Below are 21,354 nucleotides of genomic sequence, written 5' to 3'. Positions count from 1 at the left end.
GAAGCGGCGCAAAGGGACAGCGCTCTCGTGCCCTTTGCGCTTGAAGCAATGCCGTGCCGGGCTTAGATGCCCAGGCAGAGGTATTTGATTTCCAGGTAATCTTCGATGCCGTACTTGGAGCCTTCACGGCCCAGGCCCGAGGCCTTGATGCCGCCGAACGGCGCGACTTCGTTGGAGATCAACCCGGTGTTGACGCCGACCATGCCGTATTCCAGGGCTTCAGCCACACGGAACACGCGACCCAGGTCACGAGCATAGAAGTACGAGGCCAGACCGAACTCGGTGTCGTTGGACATCGCGATCACGTCGGCTTCGTCTTTGAAGCGGAACAGCGGAGCCAGTGGGCCGAAGGTTTCTTCCTTGGCCACGGCAGCGTTATTCGGCACGTTGGTCAGGATGGTCGGCTCGAAGAAGTTGCCTTCCATCGGCTTGCCGCCGGACAGCACGGTGGCGCCTTTGGAAACGGCGTCGGCAATGTGCTCTTGCACCTTGGCCACGGCTTTTTCGTCGATCAGCGGGCCAGTGGTGGTGCCGACTTCCAGACCGTTACCGATCTTGAGCTTGGCCACAGCAGCCTTGAGCTTCTCGGCGAACGCGTCGTAGACCGAATCCTGAATGTACAGGCGGTTGGCGCAGACGCAGGTCTGACCGTTGTTGCGATACTTGGAAATGATCGCGCCTTCGACGGCCTTATCCAGGTCCGCGTCGTCGAACACGATGAACGGAGCGTTGCCGCCCAGTTCCAGGGACACTTTCTTGATGTCCTTGGCGCATTCCGACATCAGTTGACGACCGATTTCGGTCGAACCGGTGAAGGACAGCTTGCGCACGATCGGGTTGCTGGTCAGCTCGCTGCCGATGTCGCCGGCGCTGCCGGAAACCACGCTGAACACACCAGCCGGGATGCCGGCACGCTGGGCCAGTTCGGCCAGGGCGAAGGCGGAGAACGGCGTTTGCGAAGCCGGCTTGAGCACCATGGTGCAACCGGCGGCCAGGGCCGGGCCGGCTTTACGGGTGATCATTGCAGCCGGGAAGTTCCACGGGGTGATTGCAGCGGTCACGCCGATTGGCTGCTTGATCACGATCAGGCGCTTGTCTGGCTGGTGGCCCGGAATCACGTCACCGTAGATGCGCTTGGCTTCTTCGGCGAACCATTCGATGAAGGACGCGGCGTAAACGATTTCGCCCTTGGCTTCGGCCAATGGCTTGCCTTGTTCCAGGGTCATCAGGCGAGCCAGGTCGTCCTGGTTTTCGATGATCAGTTCGAACCAGCGACGCAGCTTGTTCGCACGCTCTTTGGCGGTCAGTGCACGCCAGGCCGGCAGCGCTTTGTCAGCGGCTTCGATCGCACGGCGGGTTTCGGCAGCGCCCATTTTCGGCACGGTGCCCAGAATTTCGCCCGTTGCCGGGTTGTTGACCTTGATCGTCTGACCATTGTCCGCATCAACCCACGCGCCATCGATGAAGGCTTGCTGGCGGAACAACTGGGTGTCTTTAAGCTGCATGTCGGCTTTCCTTAACAGCACCGCAATGAATGCGGAGCAAATTATGATTGTAGAAAGGCGCCTCGATAGGCTGCCGTCAGGGAAATCATTCACCGGGCTGAAGCACATAAATAGCGCACTGATTCAAATCGTGCGGTTCAGCACCCAGACAAGAGCGTTTGAAATCTCAAACGAATCCTAGGATCAAAGGGGGTAAAGGACAATAGCCTGTTCGAAAAAAAGAACGAAAACGACGCTTTTGCCTATTTTTTCTGATCAACGTAGCAAACGCGCGTTACAGCTTTAAAAAAACGCAGGCGATTCAGCAGCATGGACGCCTGCAGTGCATATGAGTATCATGGCGCCCGCTGCACCAGTAGCTCAGCTGGATAGAGTACTGCCCTCCGAAGGCAGGGGTCGTGGGTTCGAATCCCGCCTGGTGCACCATACGCTGTAACGAGAAAGCCTCAGGCCTTATGGGCCTGGGGCTTTTTTGTGGGTGTGGTTTTCAGGAAATTCACGCCCCCGTTCAGCAGTTGCTGCTGCGGGCTTGAAACTGCCACCCGAAGTTTGCGCAAAACGACACGCAACCCGACTACTGCCTAAAGCACCTAATCCACATCCTCTCCAAAGTTTCCTTGGCCTTATCTTCTTGAGTTTGTTTAAAATGATGGCACATTGCCTCAAATCACAATGGATTGTCCCTTTCGGGATTTCTTACGCTCATAGAGATATTAGAAATGATGATGTTAAAACGCTGCCTGGTGCTTTCGATTGCTGCCGTTCTTGCTGGTTGCCAAACAAGCGGTGAGGAGTATCAAGCAGATGTGTTCGACGCCAGTCAGGTAAACACTCAGCAGGAAGCTAAAACCGTCAAAATCCTTACGATTTCGCCGAGCAAGATTAAAGTCAGCAACGAAAAGAACAAAAAAGCAGCCATGATGGCGGGCGGGGTACTGGGTCTGATCGGTGGTGCCGCACTGGGCAACACTAAAAACACTGACACGGCCATTGTCGGCGGTGTAGCCGGTGGCGCTGCAGGCGCCATGGCGGGCTCGCTGGTCAATGACACCACCCTGGTACCGGGCGTGCTGATTGGTTATTCCGAAAGCGGCAAGATCTACACTTCTACCCAGGTGGGTCGCCCTTGTGAGTTCAAGGTTGGCGAAATTTCCCTGATGGTGATGACGATCTCCAACGAAACACGCATTCAGCCGAATGCGACCTGTCCAGAACCCAAGAAAAGCTAAGGGGTCGGACATGAAACATATAGTTCTGGGCTCCGTCCTCGCACTGCTCGCCATGCCGACATTGGCAGGCCAATTCGACAATCTGTATCAAATCGAACAGCAAACCAAACAGGCTGAAGCAGCCGCTGAGGCCGAACGCCTCCGTCAGGCGGCAGCCGACCGGGCACGCGAGGAAGCTCGTAGCGCTGCTGATCGTCGGCAACGGGCAGTGGCACAGCAAGCGGCGCAGCAAAGGGCCCTTGAGCAGCGCAAGACACAAGAAACTGAACATAAGCGTGTTCAAACTCGTGAAGAAGGTTTCGAAGACGAGTTGCGCGCACTGGAGTTGGAAGAGCGCCGCCTGGCACTACAGGCCAAGCGCGCGCGCACCGCACGCGCCAACGACTACATCGATGCGGAGTTGCGTGATAGCGCGGCACGCACCGACGTGATCCAGTCTGAAGCCGACTCGGCACGCAATGTGACCTCCGGTGCCAAGTCTCTGCTGGAAGACTCCGGCAAGGCTGAAGTCAACCGCTCCAGCCGCTTGTTCGGCGAGTAATCTTCCTATCGATCTTCCCCGGACCCTGGTCCGGGGCATCCGTTATCAGAGATGAATTCATATGCTGCGTTTATGTACGCTGATTGCCGCGGGACTACTGCTGAGCGCCTGCTCCAAAGAAGACCCCAAAGCCCAGGTTCCAGCTGTCGACCTGCACGGACGCCTGGTGGTGGATCAGGAAATGACTACCAGTCGACAAGCCCAAGGCATCAATGGTGAATATTTCAAGCGCGTCCTCACCGTTAATGGCCAAGAGATGATCTTTGCCGATTTCATCAAGCAATTTTGCTCTGACGCCAACACCCGCGACGAAACTTGCCTGAAAGCCTTTCGCATCAAGAAAATCGATGATGTCAGCGGTGCAACCAAATTTCTCCCCAATGGGCTCTAGCACCAGTAAGTACGGCTGACACAGCACATCAATGCTTTTGTCCGGACCCACAAAAAAACCGCCGAGGCGGTTTTTTTCATTCTGTCGTCCAGTCGAACTCGTCGTACTCATCATCGTCCTCGTCGTCCTCGAAAAACTCCTCTTCAAGGTCGTCGTCTTCAACAACGTCTTCTTCCGGCTGGTTCAGCAGAAAATCCTTGCGACTCTCGGTAATTGCTCGCCGCAGTTCCTCGCCCTTTTGCGGGCAGTTGAGCATTTGGGCGATGCGGTCGATTTTTTTTGCCACGGCATCCTCCAACGCATCGGCTATAGCCTGATAGTGCGCGCTTTCGGGGGTGGATGCCAAATCCCCGGATGCCGCGCACTTCAGTTTTCTGCAAATCCGCTGGGGCTATCAGCCTTCAACGGTGATAGCGCCGTACCACGCTGCTGTTTCTCAGGACGTGGCCTTTGATTTTTTCCAGCAACTGCGCACGGGTCAGGCCGGCAGGCAAGGCGTCCGGGGCCAGGTCCAGAGCGTAGATCTGGATGATGTAGTGGTGCGCGCTGTCGCCAACGGGCGGGCAAGGGCCAATGTAGCCGGTGGTTGCCTTGATGTTGGTACCGCCGACGCCCTCGAGGCCGGGTTTGCTCCCGGCACCGGCCGGGATCTGGTGGGTGCCGGCCTTGATGCCGTAATGCACCCACTGATCGATGCCCTGGCCCTTCTGGCCGTCTGGGTCGTGCATGACGATGGCGTAGCTTTGGGTCGCTTCCGGGCCGGCGTTCCAGTTCAATGCCGGGGAAATGTTATGCCCGCCACAACCCGCGGAATCGCTCGCTGCGGCCGACGTGAACAGACGGTCATCGGAGACACCGGGAATGTTCAGGGTGAAGCGTTCCTGGGCCTGCGCCGGGAATTGCACGCAAAGGGCGACTGCCAAGGCCGCGAGCCAAGGGTTCATTGAGGTCAATCGGGGCATACCGGAGCACCTTGTGCGTGTTGGGCCGTCGTCGGCGTGCAAACTATATCCGGACCGTTCACGCCGTGGCAGGGGCAATTGGCTGAACCTCGCGATAAGTACCAGACTCATAAGTGAAACGTCTGTCTGGAGAGCAATCATGACTCTGCATCGCGTTGCGCGTGTCGCCAACGTGCCCGAAGACCGGGGTCTGGAAGTGCAGGTCCAGGACAGCAAGGTTCTGCTGTTGCGGGCCGGTGAACAACTGCGCGCTTATCAGGCCGAATGCCCGCACGCCGGAGCCCCGCTGGCAGACGGCGCGATATGCCACGGGCGCCTGACCTGCCCGTGGCACAAGGCGCAGTTTCGAATCGAGGATGGCGGGCTGTGTGAACCACCAGCCCTGGACAGCCTCAAGCGCTATCCCCTTGAAGTCCGTGACGGCGACATCTGGGTCAGCGACCAGCCGATGCCCGGTGCCCACCCGCCACCGGCCGACGATCCACGAACCTTCATCATTGTCGGTGCTGGCGCGGCAGGCACGGCGGCGGCAGCGTGTTTGCGCGAGAAAGGTTTCGGCGGCCGGTTACTGTTGATCGACCGCGAAGCCGATGCCGGATACGACCGCACCGCGCTGAGCAAATACGTGATCGCCGGGGAGATGCCGCTGGACGAAGTCCCGCCGCTGCGTGACGAGGATTTTTACTGCGAGCAGCGGATCGAGCGCCTGCGAGGCGAAGTGGCAAGCCTGGATGCGCCAAACCGGACGCTGCAGCTGACTGACGGCCAATCACTGACATACGACGCCGCGCTGCTGGCCACCGGCGGCGTGCCCAACCCGCTGATGCTGCCCGGCGCCGACCTGCCGCAAGTGTTCGTCTTGCGCTCCAAAGCCCATGCGCAGCAGATTCTGGACAGCGCCAGCGCCGGCCAGCGGGTGGTGATCATCGGCGACAGTTTCATTGCCATGGAGTCCGCCTCGTCCCTGCGCCAGCTTGGCTTGAATGTAACCGTGCTGGCCCGCCACGAAGTGCCGTTTTCCAGGCAGTTCGGTGACACGGTCGGCAAGGCCATTCGCGCACGACATGAAGCCAATGGCGTCGAGTTTCATACCCAGGGCAACGCGGTACAGATCGAAGGGACGGACAAGGTCGAGGCCGTGCGCCTGGACAACGGCCAACGCTTGGCGGCCGATCTGGTGCTGGTCGGCATCGGCGTCACGCCAGCCACTGCGGCCTTTACCGGGTTGCCGAAGGAGCAGGATCACTCGCTGCGTGTCGACGGCGCAATGCGTGTGGCCGACGGCCTCTGGGCGGCTGGCGATATCGCAACGTTCCCGCTGAACAACCAACACCTGCGCATCGAACACTGGCGACTGGCCCAACAGCAGGCGCGGATCGCCGCGGCCAATATGCTGGGCGGTGACGAGCATTACCTCGACGTGCCGTTTTTCTGGACCTGGCATTTCGGTAAAACCTACGACTACCTCGGGCACGCCGAGGCCTGGGACGAAGTCGAGTTCAAGGGCGACCCTTACGATCCGCCTTTCATAGGCCTGTTCGGAAAGAACGGCGTGGTGTCGGCGGCGGTAGCCTGCGAGATGGACCGGGCCATGGCGATGCTCGCCGAGCGGATGAAACAACCGTTGCCCTGGGAAGAGGCATGGCGCCTGATCCGTGACGTTCCCTAGAGATGCCGGACAGCAAAACGCCCGGCGCCTGCGCGATGCAGGGGCCGGGCGTTGCAGAGTTAACAGCCGCCGCTATTCAGTGGCACCAGCATCGGCGAACTTGCTCATCACAAAACTGGCAAACTCTTCGACGGTCATTTTCTGGCCGTTGAAGTCCACCTGATTGTTGGCGTAACGCAAGTTGGTGACGATGTTATTGCCGTCCAGTTTTGCCAGTTGGCTGCCAACCGCCATGCTGCTGAACATGTCTGCGGTGGCGGTGGCCTGATCGGCAATCAGCTTGGCGTCGGTCTGACCGTCGATTTGCGATTGCACGGTCAGCACATCGACCAGCATGGGTTTGGACACTTTCAGCTTGAAGTCCAGCAGCGCGATCAGCTGCCTGACCAACTGATCGGTCGGCAGGTCGATGGTCTGTGGCTTGGTCAAGTCGAGCACCATGTTGGCGCGGCTCTCACCGTTGGCGGTGTTGAACGACAGGTTTTCCAGGGCCACTTGTGGTCCGGCCGCCAGCAGTTTTTCCAGGCTGGACTTGAGCAGCGCCTCTTCGGCTTCGGTCAGTTTCAGCTCTGGCACCGGCAGGCCGGCCGCCGTCGCTTCGGCTGCCGCCCTTTCATACGGCTGCAGTTTGCTCTGGTAAACCTGCATCAGCGACAGGGTCGCCGGAATGTCGAGGTTCTTCAGGCTCATGGCCAGCGCACCGGAACCGATGGTCTTGCCGTTCAGGGACACGTCGCCGACCTTGTAGTCGGCACGACCGGAGACGTTGCTACCCTTTTCTTCAGTCAGGTTCTTCATTTCGAATTTCTTGAAGTCCAGCACCGACTGCTTGACGCCGAAGGTCGATTTACCGCTGGCCAGTTCAACGACGTTCTCGCCGGTGTAGAAACCGTAGGTACTTTTTGTCAGGTTGCTGGCCAGGGTCAGGCCGTTCAACTCAATCTGCACCGGCGCCTGGTCTTCGGACACGGTGGTCACCTTCAGGCTGTCCATGTAGCCGTTGGCCTTGACCTTCTGCGCCTTGGCGCTGGCGTCGACGTCCATGCTCAAGCCAGAGAATTTCATGCTCGACTTGTCATCCAGGGCCATTTCCAGCGGCTGCAACTCGAAGGTGCCATTGGTAGCGTTGTCATAGCCGATATTGACCACGCCGGTCAGCGGGGACTTGTCCTTGGCGGCGGCAAACCACTTCTCGGTGAACGGGGTCTTTTCCAGCTCGTAGTGACTGGTCGCCAGGACCGGCAGCCATTTCAGCGACATCAGGCGCGAGAACGGCAACGGGCCGTGTTCGATGTGATCGACAAACAGCAACTCGACCGGCGCTTCGCCGAACATTTCGCCTTCGCCCTTCAGGCGATAGTGCGCGGTGCTGCTGAATACATGACGCTCCAGCGACACCAGTTCCAGTGACGCGGTGCCGTTGGAACCGACCATCGCCGCCTGCAATTCCTTGTTGGCATCGGCAATCGAGGTGTTCAGCACACCTTCGATTTTGGTCCCAGTGAACCAGGCTCCGCCTGCGCTGATGGCACCGATTGCGACAACAATTCCCAGTAGCACGCCTGCTGATTTATTCATGTACGCCCCGTTCATGTCCGTTGTTGAAAGTGAGGTCGTCTTCCCTGAACCCATGACGGGTTGCGGCTCGACTGTGCGGAAAGTGAAATGCAGATTAGCACCGGGCGCGACGAACGGCTCAATGTTTAAAGGTGAAAGAGTGTCTTGGGCAGGTTAGAAAATTGGTGCACATTAGACCGCCATCGCGGGCAAGCCCGCTCCCACAGGGATCACGCCATACCTGTGGGAGCGGGCTTGCCCGCGATGGCGGCATAACAGCCACCACAAAATCAGGAATACTGAACCTCGATCTCATCCAGTTGATGATCAAAGCTTTTGAGCCGCGCAGTCCAGGTGTACACCAGCACTTCGAAGTCCCGGTTGATCACCGCCCCGCCCGTCACTTCCGCGCGCGGGTCGCAGAAGTCCAGTTGATAGCGTTCGCGGGCCATGGCCGTGGCGACATCGGCCAGCTCCCGGGCATTGCTGAGCCAGTGCCGACCGTCGTCAGCCACCTGCCGGTCCAGCGCCAGGCACTGCTTTTTCAGGCTCTCGAGGCTTTTTTCCAGCGGCGTGCCGGTCAATTCACCCATGACCTCCTGAAAGGTGCGCCCCGGTTGCCAGTAACTGCCCCAGAAATAGCGGTCGAACACCGTTTCGACACGACGCAGCGCCACCTTGGTGTCCCAGATCAGGACCAGGGTCTTGCCTTGTTCGAGTTGTCTTTTCTTGATGCGTTGATTCTGGACCGAGGCCCAAGCCACCACCGCAATGGACATCACGGCAATCAGCGCGGCGGCACTGTCGAGGAACACCAGAGCCTTGTCGATCTGGTGGGCCAGCATGATGCCGTAGAAATAGGTGGCCGACAGCAGCACCAACGCGACGATGGCGCACCAGAAGCCGAGAGCATAAGGGTTTTTCATTATTGGTTTCCCCCTGACCTGCGCGAGCCTTGTGCGAAGAAAGGACGCTTCGCACGGGACGCCCCTCCAACACTTCAAAGCATAGCAACGGCCTCAGGGTTTGCTGGAGTTCGACGCTTGCGTTCGTCCGCTTTCCCAACCGCCGCCCAAGGCGAGGAACAAATCGATCTGACTGGCGGCAACCTGGGTGTTCGCGGCCGCCAATTGCGCCGTGACGTCGATGTAGGTGCGGGTGGCTTGCAGGTCGGCCAGGAACGAGGCGCGACCGGCCTGGAAGAAGCGATGGGTCTGGCCGGCCGCCAGTTTTGCCGATTGTTCGGCATCGGCCAGTGCGTCGCGGCGTTGCAGCAATGCCGTGTACTGGGCCAGGCCGGTCTGGGTCTCGCGAATGGCGTTGAGTACCACCCCGTCGAAATGCGCCAGGGTCGCCTGGGTCACCGCTTCGGCTTCGCGGATGCGCGCCCGGGCGCCATTGGTCGGCACGTTCCAGGTCAGCGACGGACCGAAGCCCCAGCGGTTGGTAGACGGATCGCCGAGATCGTCGAGGATACCGACGGTACCGATGGTCGCGCCGATGCTGATGTTCGGGTACAGCTCGCCCGTGGCCACGCCAATACCGGCCGTCGCGACCGCCAGTCGCCGCTCGGCCTGCCGTACATCGGGACGACGCTTGAGCAACGCGGCGCCATCGCCCACCGGAATCAATTGCGCGATTTTCGGCAGCTCGTCGCAGGTGGCGGTACCGGCCGGCAGTTGGTCCACCGGCTTGGCCAGCAACATCGACAAGCGGTACAGCCCAGCCTGACGTGCGGCCTCATAGCGCGGCATGTCGGCGCGCAGGGATTTGAATTGGGTTTGCGAGCGGGTGACCTGGGTTTCGTCGCCACGCCCGGCATCGCGCAGGCGCTGGATCAGCGTGGTGCTCTGGGCTTGCAGGTCGAGGGAATGCTGGGCGATTTCCCGCTCTTCATTGGCCGCGCACACCTGGGTGTAGGCGCGAACCACGTCGGCCACCACGGTGATGCGTGCAGTATCGGCGGCTGCCTGCGTCGCATCGGCATTGGCCTTGGCCGCTTCGATGCCGCGCTGCAAGGTGCCGAACAGGTCGAACTGGTACGACGCGCTGATGCCGATATCGCCGATATTGGCCACCGGCACTTTTTCCGGTATCAGGAAGGCCTGGCCGGACTCCTGCAAGCGCTGGGCGCCCATCTGCACGCCGCCGCTCCAGCCGCCCGCCGCTTCCGCCTCGTCGACCTGAGCGCGAGACCGCGACAGACTGGCCGCCGCCACACGCAAATCGGTGTTAGACGCCATGGCCTGCTGCACCAATTGGTCGAGTCGCGGGTCCTTATACAGGCGCCACCAATCGGCCGGCACCGGCGCGGACACCACGGTTTTACCGTCGACCGCCAGATCGCCCTGGAAATCTGGACGATGGACAACCGCCTCTTCGGGCAAATGATAATCCGGCCCGACCATCTGACACGCCGACAGCAGCAAGCCTAATCCCGCGACCGCCAACCCCGAGGCCTTGCTCATTGCGCCGGCTCCCGCTTCTGATCGTCGATGATCGATACCGTGGCGGTGCGCCCGGCGATCATGCGGAAATCTTCCGGCACGTCATCGAAGGCGATGCGCACCGGAATCCGCTGGGCCAGCCGCACCCAGCTGAAGGCCGGGTTGACGTTGGGCAGCAGGTTATTGCCGCTGGTGCGGTCGCGGTCTTCGATACCGGCGACGATGCTTTCCACATGCCCGCGCAGGCGCGCATTGTCGCCGATCACCCGGATGTCGACGCTTTGGCCGATATGAATGCCGTTCAGTTTGGTTTCTTCGAAATAGCCATCGATATGGAACGAGTTGCTGTCGACCACCGACAACACCGGACGCCCGGCGCTGACGAATTCCTGGGCCCGTGGCGCGCGGTCATTGACGTAGCCATCCACCGGGCTGCGGATCACCGAGCGGTCGAGGTTGAGTTGCGCGCTGTCCACCGCCACCAGGGCTTCCATCAAGGCTACTTGGGCGCGGGCCACTTTCGACTGGCTTTCTTCCAGTTGTTCAACCGGCACCAGGTTGCCCAGGCCCTTGTTCCGCTTGGCCTCGCGCTGGGCCTGGGCCAGGGTTTCTTCGCGGTCGGCGACCGCCGCTTTCGCCTGGCGCAGGGCCAGCTTGAAGCGGTCCGGATCGATGCTGAACAGCACCTGGCCGCGCTTGACCAACTGGTTGTCGCGCACCTCCACTTGCTGGATCAACCCGGACACATCCGGGGCGATTTGCACGATGTCGGCACGGATGTGCCCATCGCGGGTCCAGGGCGCGAACATGTAATACATCACCATGCGCCAGACCACGACAACGGCGAAACTCACGATCAGCAGGGTCAACACCACGCGACCCAGGGTTAGAAACGGTTTTTTCATGTCATCAGGTATCGACTGAGTGAGTCCACGGCGCCAAGCAGCAAGGCGTAGAGGGCCACGTTGAACAATGCCCGGTGCCAGACCAGACGGTAAAAGTGCAGGCGCGTCAGCACCCCGTGCACCAACAGGTACAACACATAGGTAATGCCCATCAGCACCAGCAGCGTGGGCAGGAACACCCCGCTCAGATCCAGGTCACCGATCATAAAGGCGCTCCATCAATGCCATGGGGAAGCGGTTCTTCGGGCTCGACGGAACCGACGAACTCGACGCCGGGCAACAGTGCCAGGCGCAGGCCGCTCAGGGCGTGCAGCAGATGCCGACGGGTTTCATCATCGCCGGCACCGCTGAGGGCGCGACGCGTGCGGTCGAGGGTCATCAGCAACGGGCTCGGTGCCTGCAAGCGCTCACCGGCCTTGAGACAGGCCTTGAAGTACTCGCCCACCTCGGCCACCACCTGGCGCAGCAGCACCTGCGGCACACCAAGGACCCGCGGCGTATAAGCGAGCAGGTCCAACAGATTCAGCGCCACCCGCACTTCCCGCAGCGCCACGCCGGAGTCCTGGCCGGTCATGGCCAGGCGCGGCAGATGCTGCATCAGCCGATCGAGCATCCGTATGCCCAGAAGCCGATGCTCAGACAACGTCGCCGGCTCGGAGAGGCTGACGATGTCACGCCAGCTGAAACGGGTCAGGCGCTTGGCTGCCAGTTCGGCACCGAACGGCCGGGCAATCAGGGTCCAGATGAACGCGAACAGCAACCCCATGGGACCGGCCAGGTTGGAGTTGGCGAAACTGAGGAAGTCCGCGTCGTAAGCGCCCTGAATGCTGATGAAGGACGAGGTGTTGACCAGGGTCAGCAGCATGCCCAGGTAAAACTGCGGCTTGACCGTCAGGGTTCCGACGCAAATGAACGGCACGGCAAACGCCAGCACCAGCATCGGAAAGTCATGCAGGTTGGGCAGCACCAGAAACAGATAAAGGCTGGCGAATACCACCGACATCGCCGTCCAGAAAAAGAACCGGTAAATCTGCGGCGCCGGGTCGTCCATCGAGGCAAAGAAACTGCACGCCACCGCCGCCAGGATCACTGCGCTGCCGCCATCGGTCCAGCCGAGCAGAATCCACAATACCGAGGCGACAATGATTGCCGTAACGGTCGACGCCGCGGAATAAAACATCAGGCCGCGATCCAGGAACGGCGATAGCCTTCCCAGCCGCCAGTGCCGATACACCGCGCGCCAACTGTCCTGGCTTTCACACTGGATGGCGTATTGCAGGCTGCGGCAGTCCTGCCACAAATCGATCCACTCGCCGAGACGGTAAATGGCGTTGGAGAACAGCAGTTGCTTGCGGTCATCCAGCGCTTCCGGAGCCGGTTGCAGGGCCTCGAGTTGATCCTTCAGGGCTTGCCAGCGGTCGAGGTCGGCATCCTTGTGCTCAAGCCATTCGGAGGTGGCGGCCAGCAAGGGTGCGAACTTGTCCACAAGCTCTGGGGTGCGCCGTTCCAGGGCGTAAAGCGCGTCGTCGAGGGCATCGATCACTGGCAACAGGTGAATCATCCGTCCGCGCAATTCCTTGGTGTTGCGCACTGTCTGCGGACGCGAGCCTTCGTGGGGCAACTGGCCGATCATCAACTCCAGGGAGTTGAACGTGGCGACCATCGATGCCCGCAACGCACTGACTTCTTCAGGCTGCACGTTGCGGCCGAGGAAGCGCAGGCTGTAGGTCGATGCATCGGCAAACCATTTGCTCACCGAATCATTGAACACCGGCGCCAGGCGCCGGGGCCAGAACATGGCACCGACCACCGCCGCCACGGCGATGCCGAGAAAGATTTCTTCGGTCCGTGCTTCGGCCACGTCCCACACCGCCAGCGGGTTGTTCACCACCGGCAGGGCGATCAACGGCAAGGTGTAACCGGCGAGCATCAAGGCGTAGTTGTTCGCGGTGCGCAAATGCAGGGACAGAAACAGCAGCGTCCCGGTCCATAGCGCAATCACCACCACCAGCACGTAAGGGCTCTGCACGAACATCGGCACGAACAGAACCGCCGCGGCAGCGCCGATAAAGGTTCCGACCGCCCGGTACAGCGCCTTGGAACTGGTTGGGCCGAGAAACGGGCTGGAAACGATGTACACCGTGGCCATCGCCCAGTACGGACGCGGCATTTGCATGAGCAGGGCGATGTACAACGCGATCATCGATGCGGCGAAGGTGCGGACTCCGTAGAACCAGTCCCGCGCCGGGGGCATGCCAGAGAAAAATCCGTTCAAGAGTTGGCCACCGATGGCGACGTGGCCACTTCAAAAGCTCTCAGTACCCGCAGCGTAGCTTCCAGATCACTCTGGTCAATGCCTTCAAGTACTTCGTGGCGCAAGCGCACCAGCTCCACTTCGACCGCCTGCACCAGCTCCCGACCGGTTTCGGTCAGGCTCAGGCATTTGGCGCGGCGGTCCTGTGCATCTTCGGTGCGGCAAACGTAGCCGCCATGGCACAACTGATCGAGCAAGCGTACCAGCGACGGGCTCTCCATCCCTGCTGCCTGGGCCACCGTCACCTGGCGCACACCCTCGCCCAGCCGCCCGATCATCAACAGCGGAACGGCACAGGCTTCGGAGATTCCATAGTTGGCCAGCGTGGTCTGGCAGATTTTGCGCCAATGCCTGGCGGCCACCACCATGGCACTGCTGATGTTCATCTGGAGAACGTCGAGGTTATTCGGCACGAGGGAAAATACACACTGTTAGTTTGCTAACTATCAATATTGCATTGGAGGGGATTTTCCGTCAAGTTTTGAAACAAATACGTAACAGCGACCTGCCGAGAGCCCTCAACGTTTCTTGGCACGCTCATACACTTCACTGCGTTCGCGCTTTCCTACTGCAACGACAGAAACGACGACGCGCTCATCTATCACCTCGTAGACGAGTCGGTATCCCGATGACTTCAACTTGATTTTGTAGCAGTCGGGCATGCCATGGAGTGAGTCGGAAGGGATTCGAGGCATTTCGAGACGCTCTGCCAACTTCTTTTTGAATTGCTCACGTAGCGTGCGCCCCAGCTTGTCCCATTCCTTGCGTGCAGACGGCAGAAATTCGAGCTTATAAGTCATCCAGCGTTACCGGGATCGGCGTTTCATGACGACGAGAACGCACGATTTCCGCCAACTCCAGATCATCCAGGCGTTCCATCATGGCTTCGAACACATCGGCAGGAACCATGTAACCCATGACGCGATTGTGATTGAGCACTGCGACGGGCCCTCCATGGGCGCCATTCAAAACGGCAGAGGGGTTTTTCTTTAGTTCAGACACGCTGACAGCCATATCAGCCAAAACACTTTGCATAATTAAGACCTCAAATAAGGTCTTAATTCTGGTCAGTTATTGTGATCAGAGCAACCTCGGTGGACCACCGCCTATCAGTTTTCTACAACCCCCCGCCCCTTCCTCAACAGTACATCCAGCTGATCCACCACCTCTGCCCAATCCGCGTCATCGAGTATCTCCTCACGCAGAAGCTCCGCCTGACTCGGGTTCCAGAAAAATGCATCCGCAAGGTGCAGCTCCGGTTTGAGCGGTGAATGGGTGGCGATGAATTTATCGATGCTTTCGGCGTCGTCCGGCAAGCCAAGTTGCTTGAACAGGGACGGAAGGCTGTGGGTCGGGTTTTCCATGACGAACTCCTGATGACCAATTTAGGGACCGCTGCGCGGTCATCGCGAGCAGGCTCGCTCCCACAGGAAAATGCGTTCTCCCTGTGGGAGCGAGCCTGCTCGCGATGACGGCAGCGAAGACACTGCAGACCTAATGACTCAACTCCCGCACCTCGGCATGCGGCACCATTTTCAGAAACTCGGGCATGTCCATACGCACCAGGTTGACGTGGTTACCGGCCTCCAGATAGATGTCTTTCTGCCGGGTCAGCAGCGGATCGATCACCACCTCCAACCCATAGGACTCACCCAGCGCCGGCACGGCACCGCGTTCGCAATCGTCGAACAGGTGCGCCAGGTTGCTTTCGCGGGAAACCTGCCACTCACCGCTGCTGCGGACTTTGCTCAGGTCCAGGTGACGGCTGGCGGGCAGCACGGCCATCAGGTAATGCCCATGGTGATCGTCGAGGATCACCGATTTGGCCACCCGTTCGGCAGGAATACCTGCGACCCGTGCCGTTTCGAGGCTGCTGGCCGAGTGTGGGTGGCTGACGATGTCATATTCGCATTGAGCCTTTTCCAGGCTTCGCTGCACGGTTCTTGCCATACGCATGATGCACCTCGGTGTCCGCCATGACCGCCGGCGGACGATGGTTAAAGTTTTGCTTGCGTAGTAAAAGTCTAGGCCCGTCAGCGCGATCCGGCGGGAAATCCGCCCATCGGATGTCGACGGCAGTTGAGCAAAATTCATACCGGCCAAGGCTCAACTAAACTGTATGCAGAGCCACTCCACGACTCTCCCGGAGGGTCAAGTGAACACGCGTTGCTGTGCAGTTGCGTTGCTGTTGGCGTTGAGCGGACCGGCCTGCGCCGCCGACACGGTTGTGGTGCTGTTGCCCAACCCCATCGGGATCTGGCTGATCACCTTCGGCATCGCGTTCCTGATCGCCGAGGCGGCCCTGCCCAATTACGGCGTGATCGGCCTGGGCGGCATCGTGATGTTCGTGATCGGCGCGGTGATCCTGACCAATACCGATGTGCCCGTGCCACTGATGATCGGCCTGGGACTGATCAGCGCGCTGTTGCTGATCTACCTGGTGTTTCACGCCCTGAAGACCCGACCGCGCCACACGGTCAGCGGTGATGCCGGGCTGGTCGGCAGCGAAACGCCGGTCACTTCAGTACAGCTCGGCAACGCCTATGGCGGCTGGGTTCATCTGCAAGGAGAACGATGGCAAGTGCTCAGCGCGACGCCGCTGCAACCCGGGCAACAGGTGCGGGTAGTGGGGCGCAAGGGCTTGCTGCTGCAAGTGGCCGCGGCTGACGCGGCGCCGGGTGGAGAATAGTCATGGGTTTGCAATTGGGTCTTGTCGCGCTGCTATTGTTGATCATCGCACTGGCGGGGTCGACGTTCCGCATCCTGCGCGAATACGAGCGCGGCGTGGTGTTCCAGCTCGGGCGCTTCTGGCAGGTCAAGGGCCCTGGCCTGATCCTGCTGATTCCGGTGGTCCAGCAGATGGTCCGGGTCGATTTGCGCACCGTGGTGCTGGACGTGCCGCCGCAAGACGTGATCACCCGCGACAACGTGTCGGTCAAGGTCAACGCGGTGCTGTATTTCCGCGTACTCGATCCGCAGAAGGCAATCATCCAGGTCGAGGATTTCCTGGCCGCCACCAGCCAATTGGCGCAAACCACGCTGCGGGCGGTGCTGGGTAAACACGAACTGGACGAACTGCTGGCCGAACGCGAACGCTTGAACCTGGATATCCAGCAAGTACTCGACGCCCAGACCGACGCCTGGGGCATCAAGGTCGCCAACGTCGAGATCAAACACGTGGACCTCAACGAATCGATGATCCGCGCCATCGCCAAACAGGCCGAAGCCGAACGGGAACGGCGAGCCAAGGTGATCCACGCCGAAGGCGAATTGCAGGCCTCGGAAAAACTCATGCAGGCCGCCGAAATGCTTGGCCGCCAACCGGGGGCCATGCAGCTGCGCTACATGCAGACCCTGAGTTCGATTGCCGGTGACAAGAGCTCGACCATCGTCTTTCCGCTGCCGATCGAGTTGCTCAAGGGCATGGCGGACTTGTCGTCGAAAGTCTGAAGGTTGCGATGGCGCCACTCATTGCCCGGTATTGCCGGACAGGTACAACCCATAGTCATCCGGCCGGCTCGAAGTGCGCCGTCTCTGCCACGGGATACACCGACTCCCAACCCCCACCCAACGCCTTGTACAACCCGACGGCCGCCAGCGACACGCCGGTCGAGCTCTCGACCCACTGCTCCTGCGTCGCCAGCAACGCCCCTTGCACGGTGAGTACGGTGACGAAATCCACCACGCCCTCAACGTACTGTTGTTGCGCGGTGTCCAGAGCAATGCGGTTCTGGCGCACGGCCTCGGCCAGGCTGTCGCGGCGCAACTGGCTGGCATTGTAGGCGCTCAACTGGTCATCGATTTCATGCCAGGCGCGCAGCACGGTTTGCTGATAGGCGATAGCGGCTTCCTGTTGTTGGGCTTCACGCAACTCGAGCACGCCACGCAAGCGGCCGCCGTCGAACAACGGCAAGCTGAATTGCGGGCCGATCCCGAACGAACGCGAACCCCAGGAGCCGAAATCGCTCAGTTGCATGGCCTGGGAGCCGATGTTCCCCGACAGGGTGATTCGCGGATAAAAATCGCCCTTGGCCACGCCAATGCTGGCAGTGGCGGCATGCAGCCGCGCTTCGGCCTGGCGAATGTCCGGCCGACGAGCAGCCAGTTGCGAGGGCAAGCCAATGGCGACCTGACGCGGAGTCTGTGGCACCGGTGCGTCTGTGGATAACTCCGTCGCCAATGCTTGGGGCGGTTCGCCCATCAACAGACTCAAAGCATTGATCAGTTGCCACTGGCGCTGCTCCAGTGCAGGCAGGCGCGATTCGATGGCCGCCACTTGTGCGGCGGCTTCAGCGACATCCAGGTCCGTCGCGACGCCGTCGGCCAGTCGCAACTGCGAGAGCTTCAGGCTATGGCGAGCAACGTCGAGATTCTGTTCGGTGACGAGCCGGGTATTCTGCACACCGCGCAACAGAATGTAGTCCTGGGCGGTTTCGGACAGCACCGACAGCAGCACACCGCGTCGGTCATTCTCGGCGACTTCCAGGGTGGCGTCGGCCGCTTCGGTTTCACGCCGCACGCGGCCCCAGAAATCCAGCTCCCAGGAAGCGGAAAAGCCGGCATCCCACAGGTTGAAGGCGGATTGGCCGTTATGTCCTGACGGGTCGTTCAAGCCTTCACCGCTGTTGCGGTTGCGTCCGTAACGGCCGCTGGCCGCCGTGTTGGGGTAGCGCTCGGCGGTGATGACCTGACGCACTGCGCGACTTTGCTGCAAGCGGCTGCTGGCCAGCTTCAGGTCGAGGTTGTCGGCCAGGGCGCGCTGGCTCAGGGCCGAAAGTGTCGGGTCGTGGAACACCTCCCACCAGCGCTCGGTCATCGTTTCGGTAATCGCCTGGCTGGCGGCTGCCTTTGATGGTTTCGACCATTCGGCGATTTGCAGTGCCTCAGGCTTCTGGAAGTCCGGGCCGACGGTGCAGGCTGACAGGCTCAGCACAAGCAAGACAGAAAAAGTCAGGCGAAGCTGATTGCCTCTTCGCGAGCAAGCCCGCTCCCACAGGGGAATGCGCTTCAATGTGGGAGCGGGCTTGCTCGCGAAGGCGTCAGCGCGATCAACGAAAATCTTCATCGCTGAACAACCTCTTTCGCCTTGGCGGTGGCCGTATCAATACTCGCCTCCACCGACATCCCCACCCGCAAACGCTCGGCCAGCGACTGTCCCGGGTCCAGCACGATCTTCACCGGTATCCGCTGCACCACCTTGGTGAAGTTGCCGGTGGCGTTGTCCGGTTTGACTGCGGCGAACGTCACCCCGGTGGCCGGGGCAATGCTTTCGACGCGACCGCTCAATGCCGCACCGCCCAGGCTGTCGACGCGCACTTGCACTGCCTGCCCCGGCTGCACATCCGTCAGTTGGGTTTCCTGGAAATTGGCCATCACGTAAGCCTGCGCCAGCGGCACCACCGCGAGGATTTTGCTGCCCGGAGTGACATAGGCGCCGACCCGCACCGCGCGTTCGCCGACCATGCCGTCCTGAGGCGCGACGATCCTCGTATAGGACAACTCGTAGCTGGCCATTTCCAGCTTCGCCTGCGCCCGCTTCAGCCCCCCTTCGGCTGCATCGCGCTGGGCCGTGAGGATCTCCACTTGCTTGCGTTCCGCCGCCAGTACCGCCGTGGCATTGGCCAGTCGCGCCGAGGCCTGGTCGATGCGCGTTTGCGCCTGTTGTGCGTTTTGCACCGTGCCGGCGCCCACCCCGGCGAGGTGGTTGTAGCGGTTCAATTCATGCTCGGCAAAGGCCATTTCCGCCTTGGCCGAGACCACCGAGGATTGCGCCTGGGCAATCACCGACGCCTGACGCTCGAGGGTCGCCCGGGCGTTTTGCAATTGCGCCCTGGCCACCAGCGTTTCGGCATCGGCGGCCTCGGCGGCTGCGCGTAGATCCCGGTCATCGATCAGTGCCAGCAACTGTCCGGCCGTGACCTGCTGGTTGTCCTCCACCAGCACTTGCTTGATAAACCCGGCAACGCGCGGCACGACCAGGGTGAAATCCGCCGAGACATAAGCATCGTTGGTGTTCTGCCGGGTACGCTTGCCGAACAGGCCGGGCATTGCCAGGTACAGCAACACGCCGACGACCAATGCGGCGGCCACGGCCACCGCGACTTTCTGCTTCGCTTGAGTGTTCATAAAAACCTTCTGTATCAATGGAGCATTCAGGTCGGCGCGCGTGGCGGAAAGATCCGCGTCGGCAGCCAGAAAATCAGCAGGATCAAGGTCACGGCGATACCGGCCATGCACAGGTAAAGATCAGAGGAAGTGAGCACCACCGCTTGCTCATGCAGACGATGAGCGAGGCTTGCGCTGTCGTGCTCGGCCAGCGGCGAATTGCCGAGGCGGTCGACCAGCATGGTCGAGTGAAAATGCAGGCGTGCCGTGGTCAACGCCTCGATCACCCCGGTGGCGATGACCGCCGACAGGCCTTTGACGGTGTTGAACCAGGCCGATGCGAACGGCCCTTCCATCGGGTTGATGCTGCCGGTGGACAGCATCAGCAGCGGCAACACCGCCATGGGCTGACCGAAAATCTGTAGCCATTGCAGCACATAGAAATCGTCACGAATCCACGCGGACGTCAGTTGCGAGCCGCCGACGCACGACAGCGCCAGCATGCTCAGGCCAATGCCCAACACCCAGCGGCAATCGACCCAGCGAAAGTTGCACAGCGCCGCCACCAACGGCAGCGCAATCAATTGCGGCAGCGCCGCCAGCAGCATGATCGGCGCGGTCTGCACCGGACGATAACCCTGGACCTGCGCCAGGTAGCCGGACGGAATAATGATCACCGCCTGCAACACCACCAGCACCCCCGCCAGGGTCAGCAGGGCGAAAGACAGGTTACGGATACCGAGCATCTGCATCTTGAAAAACGGAATCGGCTGCGACCACTCGCCGGTCAAAAACAGCACCAGCAACAACAGCCCGCCGCCGAGCAATCCGCAGATCAGGTTCGACTCGAACCAGTCCAGGCGATTGCCCTGCAGGATGCCGATCACCAGCATGCAGATGGCGGGAAAACCCAGCAGTACACCGCGCCAGTTGAAGGACTTGAAGCGCTCCAGACGCAGGGGGTCCTGGGGTAAGCCATACGCCACCGCGGCCATGGCAATCAGGCACGGCGCGATGATTTGCCAGAAGGTCCATTGCCAGCCGACATACTCGGTCCACAACCCGGCCAACGGCGTGCCCAGGCCAGGGCCGAACGTCGCCGTCAGGGCATAACCGGCCAGACCATACAACTTCACGTTGGCGGGCAGAAACCGCAGGGCCACGGTCATCAGCATGGGTGGCAATGCACCGCCGGCCAGGCCTTGCAAGATGCGCAGTAACAACAGGCTTTCGTAATTCGGGGCGAAGGGGCACAACACACCCAGCAGGGTGAACAGGCCGATGGCCCACAGGGTGAAACGCCGCAACGAGAACGTCACCGCACACCACGGCGCGAACGCCATGGCCGCCACGGAAGTCGCGGTGTAACAGGCCACCAGCCAGGTGCCTTCATCGTAGCCGATGGCCAACGCACCACGGATGTCGGCCAGGGCGACTTTGGTCACCATTTCGTTCAGGCCCGACACCAGCACCGCCAGCAATACGCCAACCAGGCCGATGATGATTCGAGGGCCGAAAACCTGTGGTGAAACTGTCGGGCCGGTCGCGGCGACAGGTGCCGGGGCCGTGAGGGAAGTCATGTACTGCAAGCTCCGGCGTGGAAAGACCGAAGCATTCTAGGAAGCGTGATGCCTGACGAAAATCAACTTATTGGCAGGTTATAAGTGTGCCAGACGCAACAATACAAATCCCCTGTGGGAGCGAGCTTGCTCGCGATGAGGCCGGCAGC

Annotated in this window: 23 protein-coding genes and 1 tRNA gene; 6 read left to right on the top strand and 18 right to left on the bottom strand. The window is 60.7% G+C overall.

Annotated features, from left to right (window positions below):
• Window positions 1–62: 62 nt before the first annotated feature.
• A complete protein-coding gene (gabD, locus tag AC3IP0_RS00790) occupies window positions 63–1,505 on the bottom strand; it encodes an NADP-dependent succinate-semialdehyde dehydrogenase (protein WP_489317877.1) in 1,443 nt (480 codons plus the stop codon).
• A 349-nt stretch (window positions 1,506–1,854) separates the two neighbouring features.
• On the opposite strand from gabD, the gene AC3IP0_RS00785 reads away from it, so the two are divergent.
• The 3 genes from AC3IP0_RS00785 to AC3IP0_RS00775 all read left to right on the top strand — a co-directional run bounded on the left by AC3IP0_RS00785 (window position 1,855) and on the right by AC3IP0_RS00775 (window position 3,275).
• Window positions 1,855–1,931: transfer RNA gene (locus tag AC3IP0_RS00785), tRNA-Arg, on the top strand.
• A 293-nt stretch (window positions 1,932–2,224) separates the two neighbouring features.
• Window positions 2,225–2,734, top strand: coding sequence for a hypothetical protein (locus AC3IP0_RS00780; protein WP_110660875.1), 510 nt, complete (start codon window positions 2,225–2,227; stop codon window positions 2,732–2,734).
• Window positions 2,735–2,744: 10 nt separating this feature from the next.
• Window positions 2,745–3,275, top strand: a complete 531-nt coding sequence (locus AC3IP0_RS00775; RefSeq protein WP_489317876.1) for a DUF5384 family protein — start codon at window positions 2,745–2,747, stop codon at window positions 3,273–3,275.
• A gap of 94 nt (window positions 3,276–3,369) precedes the next feature.
• Here AC3IP0_RS00775 and AC3IP0_RS00770 read toward each other — a convergent pair whose 3' ends face one another.
• Genes AC3IP0_RS00770 through AC3IP0_RS00760 form a run of 3 tightly spaced genes read right to left on the bottom strand, consistent with a single transcriptional unit; the run spans window position 3,370 to window position 4,628 of the window.
• The gene (locus AC3IP0_RS00770) at window positions 3,370–3,777 is read right to left on the bottom strand and encodes a hypothetical protein (protein ID WP_489326442.1); all 408 of its coding nucleotides are present in this window, start codon (window positions 3,775–3,777) and stop codon (window positions 3,370–3,372) included.
• The gene (locus AC3IP0_RS00765; protein ID WP_223444253.1) at window positions 3,743–4,012 is read right to left on the bottom strand and encodes a hypothetical protein; all 270 of its coding nucleotides are present in this window, start codon (window positions 4,010–4,012) and stop codon (window positions 3,743–3,745) included. The genes AC3IP0_RS00770 and AC3IP0_RS00765 overlap by 35 nt, the downstream gene beginning before the upstream one ends.
• 55 nt (window positions 4,013–4,067) lie before the next feature.
• Window positions 4,068–4,628 carry a YbhB/YbcL family Raf kinase inhibitor-like protein gene (locus AC3IP0_RS00760; protein WP_489317874.1) on the bottom strand — a complete coding sequence of 187 codons (561 nt, stop codon included), beginning with the start codon at window positions 4,626–4,628 and terminating at the stop codon, window positions 4,068–4,070.
• A gap of 139 nt (window positions 4,629–4,767) precedes the next feature.
• On the opposite strand from AC3IP0_RS00760, the gene AC3IP0_RS00755 reads away from it, so the two are divergent.
• Window positions 4,768–6,297: an FAD-dependent oxidoreductase gene (locus AC3IP0_RS00755; protein ID WP_489326441.1), complete on the top strand. Its 1,530-nt coding sequence runs from the start codon at window positions 4,768–4,770 to the stop codon at window positions 6,295–6,297.
• Between the two features lie 72 nt (window positions 6,298–6,369).
• Here AC3IP0_RS00755 and AC3IP0_RS00750 read toward each other — a convergent pair whose 3' ends face one another.
• The 11 genes from AC3IP0_RS00750 to AC3IP0_RS00700 all read right to left on the bottom strand — a co-directional run bounded on the left by AC3IP0_RS00750 (window position 6,370) and on the right by AC3IP0_RS00700 (window position 15,476).
• Entirely contained in the window at window positions 6,370–7,875 is a 1,506-nt protein-coding gene (locus AC3IP0_RS00750) for a YdgA family protein (RefSeq protein WP_489326439.1), read from the bottom strand.
• Window positions 7,876–8,144: 269 nt separating this feature from the next.
• On the bottom strand, window positions 8,145–8,780 hold the full coding sequence (locus tag AC3IP0_RS00745) for an NADH:ubiquinone oxidoreductase subunit N (RefSeq protein WP_489317871.1): 636 nt from the start codon (window positions 8,778–8,780) through the stop codon (window positions 8,145–8,147).
• Between the two features lie 93 nt (window positions 8,781–8,873).
• A complete protein-coding gene (locus AC3IP0_RS00740; RefSeq protein WP_489317870.1) occupies window positions 8,874–10,322 on the bottom strand; it encodes an efflux transporter outer membrane subunit in 1,449 nt (482 codons plus the stop codon).
• Window positions 10,319–11,206, bottom strand: a complete 888-nt coding sequence (locus AC3IP0_RS00735; RefSeq protein WP_489326438.1) for an efflux RND transporter periplasmic adaptor subunit — start codon at window positions 11,204–11,206, stop codon at window positions 10,319–10,321. The genes AC3IP0_RS00740 and AC3IP0_RS00735 overlap by 4 nt, the downstream gene beginning before the upstream one ends.
• A complete protein-coding gene (locus AC3IP0_RS00730) occupies window positions 11,203–11,412 on the bottom strand; it encodes a DUF1656 domain-containing protein (RefSeq protein ID WP_007987399.1) in 210 nt (69 codons plus the stop codon). Before AC3IP0_RS00730 ends, AC3IP0_RS00735 begins: the two co-directional genes overlap by 4 nt.
• On the bottom strand, window positions 11,409–13,481 hold the full coding sequence (locus AC3IP0_RS00725) for an FUSC family protein (RefSeq protein ID WP_489326436.1): 2,073 nt from the start codon (window positions 13,479–13,481) through the stop codon (window positions 11,409–11,411). The genes AC3IP0_RS00730 and AC3IP0_RS00725 overlap by 4 nt, the downstream gene beginning before the upstream one ends.
• A complete protein-coding gene (locus tag AC3IP0_RS00720) occupies window positions 13,478–13,906 on the bottom strand; it encodes a MarR family winged helix-turn-helix transcriptional regulator (protein WP_489317867.1) in 429 nt (142 codons plus the stop codon). The genes AC3IP0_RS00725 and AC3IP0_RS00720 overlap by 4 nt, the downstream gene beginning before the upstream one ends.
• Window positions 13,907–14,038: 132 nt before the next feature.
• Window positions 14,039–14,320, bottom strand: coding sequence for a type II toxin-antitoxin system RelE family toxin (locus tag AC3IP0_RS00715; protein ID WP_489317866.1), 282 nt, complete (start codon window positions 14,318–14,320; stop codon window positions 14,039–14,041).
• Window positions 14,310–14,555 carry a type II toxin-antitoxin system prevent-host-death family antitoxin gene (locus AC3IP0_RS00710; protein WP_046040690.1) on the bottom strand — a complete coding sequence of 82 codons (246 nt, stop codon included), beginning with the start codon at window positions 14,553–14,555 and terminating at the stop codon, window positions 14,310–14,312. The genes AC3IP0_RS00715 and AC3IP0_RS00710 overlap by 11 nt, the downstream gene beginning before the upstream one ends.
• A gap of 74 nt (window positions 14,556–14,629) precedes the next feature.
• Entirely contained in the window at window positions 14,630–14,884 is a 255-nt protein-coding gene (locus AC3IP0_RS00705) for a DUF2789 domain-containing protein (protein WP_489317865.1), read from the bottom strand.
• 130 nt (window positions 14,885–15,014) lie between these two features.
• Window positions 15,015–15,476, bottom strand: coding sequence for an aminoacyl-tRNA deacylase (locus AC3IP0_RS00700; RefSeq protein ID WP_007975646.1), 462 nt, complete (start codon window positions 15,474–15,476; stop codon window positions 15,015–15,017).
• A gap of 199 nt (window positions 15,477–15,675) precedes the next feature.
• On the opposite strand from AC3IP0_RS00700, the gene AC3IP0_RS00695 reads away from it, so the two are divergent.
• Together AC3IP0_RS00695 and AC3IP0_RS00690 are read left to right on the top strand one after the other, a co-directional pair.
• Complete coding sequence (locus AC3IP0_RS00695) at window positions 15,676–16,209, top strand: NfeD family protein (RefSeq protein WP_489317864.1); 534 nt, start codon at window positions 15,676–15,678, stop codon at window positions 16,207–16,209.
• Window positions 16,210–16,211: 2 nt separating this feature from the next.
• Entirely contained in the window at window positions 16,212–16,970 is a 759-nt protein-coding gene (locus AC3IP0_RS00690; protein ID WP_489317863.1) for a slipin family protein, read from the top strand.
• 55 nt (window positions 16,971–17,025) lie between these two features.
• Here AC3IP0_RS00690 and AC3IP0_RS00685 read toward each other — a convergent pair whose 3' ends face one another.
• Genes AC3IP0_RS00685 through AC3IP0_RS00675 form a run of 3 tightly spaced genes read right to left on the bottom strand, consistent with a single transcriptional unit; the run spans window position 17,026 to window position 21,205 of the window.
• The gene (locus tag AC3IP0_RS00685; protein WP_489317862.1) at window positions 17,026–18,585 is read right to left on the bottom strand and encodes an efflux transporter outer membrane subunit; all 1,560 of its coding nucleotides are present in this window, start codon (window positions 18,583–18,585) and stop codon (window positions 17,026–17,028) included.
• A complete protein-coding gene (locus AC3IP0_RS00680) occupies window positions 18,582–19,646 on the bottom strand; it encodes an HlyD family secretion protein (protein WP_489317861.1) in 1,065 nt (354 codons plus the stop codon). Before AC3IP0_RS00680 ends, AC3IP0_RS00685 begins: the two co-directional genes overlap by 4 nt.
• A 26-nt stretch (window positions 19,647–19,672) precedes the next feature.
• Window positions 19,673–21,205 (bottom strand): MFS transporter, encoded by a 1,533-nt coding sequence (locus tag AC3IP0_RS00675; RefSeq protein WP_489317860.1) that lies wholly within the window; start codon window positions 21,203–21,205, stop codon window positions 19,673–19,675.
• Window positions 21,206–21,354: the final 149 nt, after the last annotated feature.

Source organism: Pseudomonas sp. GL_103 (assembly GCF_057835175.1).
The sequence above is the reverse complement of the archived record's forward strand: the minus strand, read 5'-3'. Positions and strand labels throughout refer to the sequence as shown.